Annotated in this window: 8 protein-coding genes; 5 read left to right on the top strand and 3 right to left on the bottom strand. The window is 66.2% G+C overall.

Features of this window, described 5'->3' with window-relative positions; translation table 11 throughout:
- The 4 genes from rpsI to erpA form a co-directional block, all read left to right on the top strand.
- Positions 1-369 (top strand): 30S ribosomal protein S9 (gene rpsI, locus RMP09_RS18650; RefSeq protein WP_310567476.1); only part of this gene is annotated, 369 nt, incomplete at its 5' end.
- 107 nt (positions 370-476) lie between these two features.
- Positions 477-1,184, top strand: coding sequence for a DUF6776 family protein (locus tag RMP09_RS18645; RefSeq protein ID WP_310567475.1), 708 nt, complete (start codon positions 477-479; stop codon positions 1,182-1,184).
- A gap of 20 nt (positions 1,185-1,204) precedes the next feature.
- On the top strand, positions 1,205-1,603 hold the full coding sequence (locus tag RMP09_RS18640) for a polymer-forming cytoskeletal protein (protein ID WP_310567474.1): 399 nt from the start codon (positions 1,205-1,207) through the stop codon (positions 1,601-1,603).
- An 89-nt stretch (positions 1,604-1,692) separates the two neighbouring features.
- Positions 1,693-2,058 carry an iron-sulfur cluster insertion protein ErpA gene (erpA, locus tag RMP09_RS18635; RefSeq protein WP_310567473.1) on the top strand — a complete coding sequence of 122 codons (366 nt, stop codon included), beginning with the start codon at positions 1,693-1,695 and terminating at the stop codon, positions 2,056-2,058.
- A gap of 77 nt (positions 2,059-2,135) precedes the next feature.
- Here erpA and RMP09_RS18630 read toward each other — a convergent pair whose 3' ends face one another.
- Entirely contained in the window at positions 2,136-3,482 is a 1,347-nt protein-coding gene (locus tag RMP09_RS18630) for a M23 family metallopeptidase (protein WP_310567472.1), read from the bottom strand.
- Between the two features lie 204 nt (positions 3,483-3,686).
- Between RMP09_RS18630 and tyrS the strand changes: the two genes are divergently transcribed.
- Complete coding sequence (tyrS, locus tag RMP09_RS18625; protein ID WP_310567471.1) at positions 3,687-4,949, top strand: tyrosine--tRNA ligase; 1,263 nt, start codon at positions 3,687-3,689, stop codon at positions 4,947-4,949.
- Between the two features lie 293 nt (positions 4,950-5,242).
- Here tyrS and RMP09_RS18620 read toward each other — a convergent pair whose 3' ends face one another.
- Both RMP09_RS18620 and RMP09_RS18615 read right to left on the bottom strand, forming a co-directional pair.
- Complete coding sequence (locus RMP09_RS18620; protein ID WP_310567470.1) at positions 5,243-5,914, bottom strand: ankyrin repeat domain-containing protein; 672 nt, start codon at positions 5,912-5,914, stop codon at positions 5,243-5,245.
- Between the two features lie 14 nt (positions 5,915-5,928).
- Positions 5,929-6,276 (bottom strand): heme-binding protein (locus tag RMP09_RS18615; protein ID WP_310567469.1); only part of this gene is annotated, 348 nt, incomplete at its 5' end.

Here is a 6,276-nt window from a genome sequence, read left to right as displayed (position 1 = left end):
ACCGGCCGTCGCAAATCCAGCGTCGCCCGCGTGTTTCTGAAAAAAGGCACCGGCACGATCACGGTCAATGGCAAGGACATCCAGGCCTACTTTGGCCGCGAGACGTCCATCATGATCGCCAAGCAGCCTCTGCTGCTGACGAACCATGCCGAGACCTTCGACATCCAGGTGAACGTGCACGGTGGTGGTGAATCCGGCCAGGCCGGCGCTGTCCGCCACGGCATCACCCGCGCCCTGATCGACTACGACGCAACGCTCAAGTCCGGCCTGTCGCAAGCAGGTTTCGTGACCCGCGATGCACGCGAAGTCGAACGTAAGAAGGTCGGTCTGCGTTCCGCACGCCGCGCCAAGCAGTTCAGCAAGCGCTAAACCGCGTTGGCTTCTGCCGCAAACGCCGCCTTCAAGTTCGCTTGGGGCGGTTTTTGTTTTCTGGGGCTTGCATTTGCTTGCAAGCCTTGCCGTTGGAAGGGGTTTGAATGAGGCTGCGTCTGTTGCGTCGACGCCTGACGGTGAGCGCCCCCCGTGTGGCGGTGCGCAGTGCCTTGCCCTGGCCGGTGCGCTGGCTGGTCGGTGCGGTGGTGCTGGGCTTCTCGGGCGCCATGGCGCTGTGGGCGTTCGAGTTCGGCAAAGAGATCGCCGGGCTGGACCGCAACGCCAAGCAGGAACTGGAGCAGCTGCGCGCCGAGGTGCAGACGCTGCGCACCGACCTGGGCCGGGCGCAGTCCATCTCCAACACGTCCGAGAGCCTGCTCACGGCCGAGAAGTCTGCGCAGGATCAGCTGCTGCTGCAGATCCGCCAGCTCGAAACCGACAACCAGGCGTTGCGCAGCGACCTGGGCTTTTTCGAGCGCCTGATCCCCGGCACCGGCAGCGACGCGCTGAGCATCCGTGGGCTGCAGGTTGAGCGCGTGGGCGAAGGGCAGCTCAAGTGGCAGGTGCTGTTGATCCAGGCGCTCAAGAACGCGCCGGATTTCAAGGGCACGCTGGAGCTGAGCTTTGTCGGCACGCTGGAGGGCAAGTCCTGGTCGCTGAGCCCCGCGCCGGCGGCGCAACCGGTGCTGGTCAAGAGCTACCTCCGGCAGGAGGGTGTCGTGGACGTTCCTGCGCAGGCCGTGGTAAAAACCGTGACCGCCAAGATCCTGCAAGGCGGCGTGGTCAAGTCGGTGCAGACCCTCAAGCTCTAACCCCGTCGTCTGGAGAACGCATGTTCGGCAACAAGAAACAACCCCCCATCAAAAGCCTGATCGCCCAGGGCACCCGCATCGACGGCAACGTGCTGTTCCACGACGGCCTGCGCGTGGACGGCGACGTGGTGGGTGACATCCGGGCCAGCGACGAGCAGCCCAGCATCCTGGTGATCAGCGAGTTGGCCAGCGTGACGGGCCAGATCCATGCGGATCACGTCATCATCAACGGCAGCGTCAAGGGCCCGGTGCACGCCTTCGAATTGCTGGAACTGCAGCCCAAGGCGCGCATCGAAGGTGATGTGTCGTACAAGGCGCTGGAAATGCACCAGGGCGCCACCATTGCCGGCCAGCTCAAACCCACCGCGGGTGGGGCGGAAGACAAACCCACACTGAAATTGGCGGCAAACAACGGCTGATCGCCTGTTCCGGGTGATTTGCACTAGCATTTGCCATCTGTTGTCCCGGGGCGTTGGCTCCGGTGCTTCGCCCCCTTGAAGGAATCCCCATGAGCGCTGTTGCCGAAAACGTCCAGACCGAAATGCCCGCCCCGTTGATCTTCACCGACAGTGCCGCCGCCAAAGTGGCCGAACTGGTGGCCGAAGAGGGCAACCCCGACCTGAAGTTGCGCGTGTTCGTGCAGGGCGGTGGCTGTTCGGGTTTCCAGTACGGCTTCACCTTCGACGAGGTGGTCAACGAAGACGACACGACGATGAGCAAGAACGGCGTGTCGCTGCTGATCGACGCCATGAGCTACCAGTACCTGGTTGGCGCCGAGATTGATTACAAGGAAGATCTGGAAGGGGCGCAGTTCGTCATCCGCAACCCCAACGCGTCCACCACCTGCGGCTGCGGGTCGAGCTTCAGCGTCTGACGGTTCCGCGTCCGCAGATAAAAAAAAGAGCGCCGAGGCGCTCTTTTTTTGTGACCGGCCGGCGGCGGCGAATGGGCTTATTCGGCGCTGGCCTGCTGCAGGCTGGCTGCGGCATCGAGCTGCTGGCGCTGGGCCTGGGCGACGGCATCGAAGCGGGCGCGCAGCGCCGGGCTGATGGGGACGTATTCGCTGTTGCGCGCGATCATCAGCGGATCCTGGTGCTGGCCTTTGACGCGGAACTCGAAATGCAGGTGTGGCCCGGTGGAGGCCCCGGTCGAACCGACGGCGCCGACCTGATCGCCCTGGCTCACGCGCTGACCCTTGCGCACGTCGATGCGGCTCAGGTGGGCGAAGAGGGTTGACTGGTCGTCTTTGTGGCCGATCTCGACCACGTTGCCGTAGCCGCGCTGCACGCCGGCAAAGGTCACGACGCCGTCGCCGATGGTGCGCACCGCCGTCCCGGTCGGGGCGGCGTAGTCCACGCCGAGGTGCGCTTTCTGTTTGCCCGAGATGGGGTGGAAGCGCATGCCATAGCCGCTGCTCACGCGGGTGAACGCCAGGGGAGATCCCAGGAAGGACTTGCGGGTGCTCTGGCCGTCGAAGCCGTAGTACGCGCCTTTCTGGCCGGGCTCTTCGTACCAGACCATGTCGTGGTGGCGGCCGGCGTTGACGAACTGGGCGCTGAGCACGCGGCCCGCGCGCATGGTCTCGCCGTCGGCTTCCAGGCTCTCGTAGACCACGCTGAAGCGGTCGCCCACCCGCAGATCGCGGCGGAAGTCGATGTCGTTGGAGAACATTTCGGCCAGCTGCACGGCCACGCTGTCGGGCAGGTTGGCCGCGTCGGTGGCCGCGAACAGGGAGCTGCGGATCTCACCGCTGGACAGGCGGTTGGAGGGGGTGAGCTGGCCAACTTCCAGCCGGCTGCTCATGCCCTGCGAACCCCGTTCGAGCACCAGCCGGTTGAAGCTGCGTTCGTCGTCGGGCAGCCAGCGGGCGGTCAGGCGCAGCAGCTGGTGCTGGTCGTCGGTTTCGACCGTGACCAGCTTGCCGGCACGGCCGCTGAACAGCTGGCGCGACAGCGCATCGTCGCGCAGGAAGGCCAGCGCAGCGCTGTCGCGCACGCCCAGGCGCTGCAGCAGGCTTTGGGCTGTGTCGTCGCGGCGCACGGCGTCGCTGCGGAACAGGTTGAGTTGGGCGGTCGCCGCCAGGTCGGCAGGCACCAGGGGGTCGATGGCCAGGCTTTCGATCACCTGGGTGACGGGCAGCTGGGCGGCGTCGGGGCCCAGCGGCGCGATGCCGAAGGCGGTGACACCGGTGCCCAGCAACAGGGTGCCGACGCCCGCCATCACACGCCGCGGGTGGCGTTCCAGGCTGTGGGCGACGGCCCTGGCCAGCAGGCTCAGGGAGGTCAGGAATTCACGCATAGGCAACAGTTCCGGTCGGTGTCGCCCACAGGGCCACACAAAAACACAATTCGGGTTGGGAGCTGGCTGGCTCGGACAAGTTCCGGGGCCCGGTGATGTCCGGGCAAGGCAGCGATTCGATCGCTCGGGGCAGCGCTCTAAAATCCGCCAGCAGCAACCGCCATTTTAGTGGGCGGGGCCTCTCTGACATCTGAAGAAACCCGTATGAACCTCAGTGCAAAAGAAACCGAAAGTAATACCCTGCCAGCCGATGCGGGAGGGGATCTGACGGACGGTGTGCGCGAGGCGCTGGCCGTGAGCCTGCGGGGCTGCGACGAGCTGATTCCGCAAGGCGACTGGGTGAAGAAGCTGGCGAAGTCGGAAAAAACCGGCGTGCCGCTGCGCATCAAGCTGGGGCTGGACCCGACGGCGCCGGACATCCACATCGGTCACACGGTGGTGCTCAACAAGATGCGCCAGCTGCAGGACCTGGGGCACCAGGTGATTTTCCTGATCGGTGACTTCACCAGCCTGATCGGCGATCCCTCGGGCCGCAACAACACGCGCCCGCCGCTGACCACCGAGCAGATCAAGGCCAATGCCGAGACCTACTACAAGCAGGCCAGCCTGGTGCTGGACCCGGCCAAGACCGAGATCCGCTACAACAGCGAATGGAGTCTGCCGCTGGGGTCGATGGGCATGATCCAGCTGGCCGCCAAGTACACGGTGGCGCGCATGATGGAGCGCAACGACTTCCACGACCGCTTCAAGGCCGGCACGCCGATCAGCGTGCACGAGTTCCTGTACCCGCTGATGCAGGGCTACGACTCGGTGGCACTCAAGGCCGATCTGGAGCTGGGCGGCACGGACCAGAAGTTCAACCTGCTGATGGGGCGCCACCTGCAGCAGGAATACGGCCAGGAGCCGCAGTGCATCCTGACCATGCCGCTGCTCGAAGGTCTGGACGGCGTCGAGAAGATGTCCAAGTCCAAGAACAACTACATCGGCATCGCCGAAGACGCCAACACCATGTTCGCCAAGGTGCTGTCGATTTCGGACACCTTGATGTGGCGCTGGTACACGCTGCTGTCGTTCAGGTCCATGGCCGAGATCGAGGCGCTGAAGCAAGAAGTCGCGGGCGGCCGCAACCCCAAGGACGCGAAGGTGATGCTGGCCAAGGAGATCACCGCGCGTTTCCACAGCGCGGCGGCGGCCGACGCGGCCGAGCAGGACTTCATCAACCGCAGCAAGGGCGGTGTGCCCGACGAGATCCCCGAGGTGGCGCTGTCGGGTGCGCCGATGGGCGTGGCGGCGCTGCTGAATGCGGCTGGTCTCGTGGCCTCCAACGGCGAAGGCAACCGGCTGATCGATGGCGGCGGTGTGCGCATCGACTCTTCCGTGGTCAGCGACAAGGGGCTGAAGCTGGGCGCTGGGGTCTATGTGGTGCAGGTGGGCAAGCGGAAGTTTGCTCGGGTCACGCTGTCGTAAAGCCCGTACCTCGCGGGATCGGGTCGCCAGCGCGCTCTGTTCCATTCGTGGCCCCCGGACCGGCTGCGCCGGTCCTCCCCCTTGACCTCACTGCACAGAACGCGCTGCCACCCCGATCCGAGGTGATGTGGGTGTGCGACTGTGGGATGGCCAGGTGGTGCGCGGTTGGAAGGGCTGGGGTGGTCGACGCAGCGAAGTAAAGGAGGAGGGGCCGCGCAGAGGCCCCGGGGGACATGAGCGGAGTTGGCCACCCCAGCCCTTCCAACCATTGAAGAAACGCTGGAACGAAGGACTCAACGAGCCCCAGCCTTCTCCAGCATCAAGACCATGGCCGTAAACCCGCGCGCCTTCGCCAGCGCCAACGGCGTCTGACCGCTGCGGTCCGCCAACTGAAGGTTGGCCCCCGCGTCGATCAGCGCCTTCAACGTTGCCTGATGACGAGCGCCGCCGTCCCCCAGCACGACGGACTCGATCACCGCCGTCCAGTGCAGGTTGTTCACATGGTCCAGCGGCGCGCCGGCCGCGATCAGCTGCCGCACCACGCCGTCGTGCCCCAGGTGCGCCGCCGCGATCAGGGCCGTGCCGTCGTAGCGGCTGGTTACTTGTGTCGCGCTGGCACCGAGTTCCAGCAACCCCTTCAGCGTCGTTTCGTCGTTGGCCACCGAAGCGATGGTGACGGCGTCGTAGCGATCGTTTTCCAGCCGGTTCAGGTCGGCACCGGCCTTGGCCAGCACACGGATCACCTCACGCTGCCGGGCGAACGCCGCCACATGCAATGGCGTGCGACCTTGGCCATCGGTGGCGTTCAGTGCCGCGCCCACCGTCACCAGCCGCTGCAGCTTGGCCAGGTCGCCCTTGTGCGCCGCAGCGTGCAGACCGGTGTAGGCGGCGGCCTCGGCCGCGCTGGGTGCGACCTGGGCCTGCGCGGTGGGGCCGCCGAATGCCAGCGACAGGGCCAGCGCCATGACCCGGAGGGGTTTCATTTCAGCAGGTCCGCGACCTTGGCGATGCCGGCGTTGGCGCAGGCCTCGTCCAGGTGGCCGCCGGGCGCACCGCCCACGCCGACCGCGCCGATCACCTCGTTGCCGGCCTTGACCGGCACGCCGCCGCCCAGGATCAGGAAGCCGGGGATGTCGACCAGCGTCGCGGCGCCCGGGTTCTTCTGCACGTTCTCCAGCATCGCCGCCGTGGTGTTGCGGGCCGAGGTCGAGGTGTAGGCCTTGCCTTGTGCGGCACCGATGGTGTGCGGGCCGGCGTTGTCGGCGCGCTGCAGGGCGCGCAGGTTGCCGGCGCGGTCGACCACGGCGGCGGTCACGTTGTAGCCGCT

Source organism: Hydrogenophaga sp., assembly GCF_031426985.1.
In the GTDB taxonomy this organism is placed as follows: domain Bacteria; phylum Pseudomonadota; class Gammaproteobacteria; order Burkholderiales; family Burkholderiaceae_C; genus Hydrogenophaga.
This window is presented reverse-complemented; position numbering and strand designations above follow the sequence as displayed.

What these genes read in the sequence shown, in the direction of transcription:
- RMP09_RS18630 (WP_310567472.1), bottom strand. Translation starts at nt 3,482, where the DNA reads ATGCGTGAATTCCTGACCTCCCTGAGCCTGCTGGCCAGGGCCGTCGCC.
- RMP09_RS18620 (WP_310567470.1), bottom strand. Translation starts at nt 5,914, where the DNA reads ATGGCGCTGGCCCTGTCGCTGGCATTCGGCGGCCCCACCGCGCAGGCC.
- erpA (WP_310567473.1), top strand. Translation starts at nt 1,693, where the DNA reads ATGAGCGCTGTTGCCGAAAACGTCCAGACCGAAATGCCCGCCCCGTTG.
- tyrS (WP_310567471.1), top strand. Translation starts at nt 3,687, where the DNA reads ATGAACCTCAGTGCAAAAGAAACCGAAAGTAATACCCTGCCAGCCGAT.
- RMP09_RS18645 (WP_310567475.1), top strand. Translation starts at nt 477, where the DNA reads ATGAGGCTGCGTCTGTTGCGTCGACGCCTGACGGTGAGCGCCCCCCGT.
- RMP09_RS18640 (WP_310567474.1), top strand. Translation starts at nt 1,205, where the DNA reads ATGTTCGGCAACAAGAAACAACCCCCCATCAAAAGCCTGATCGCCCAG.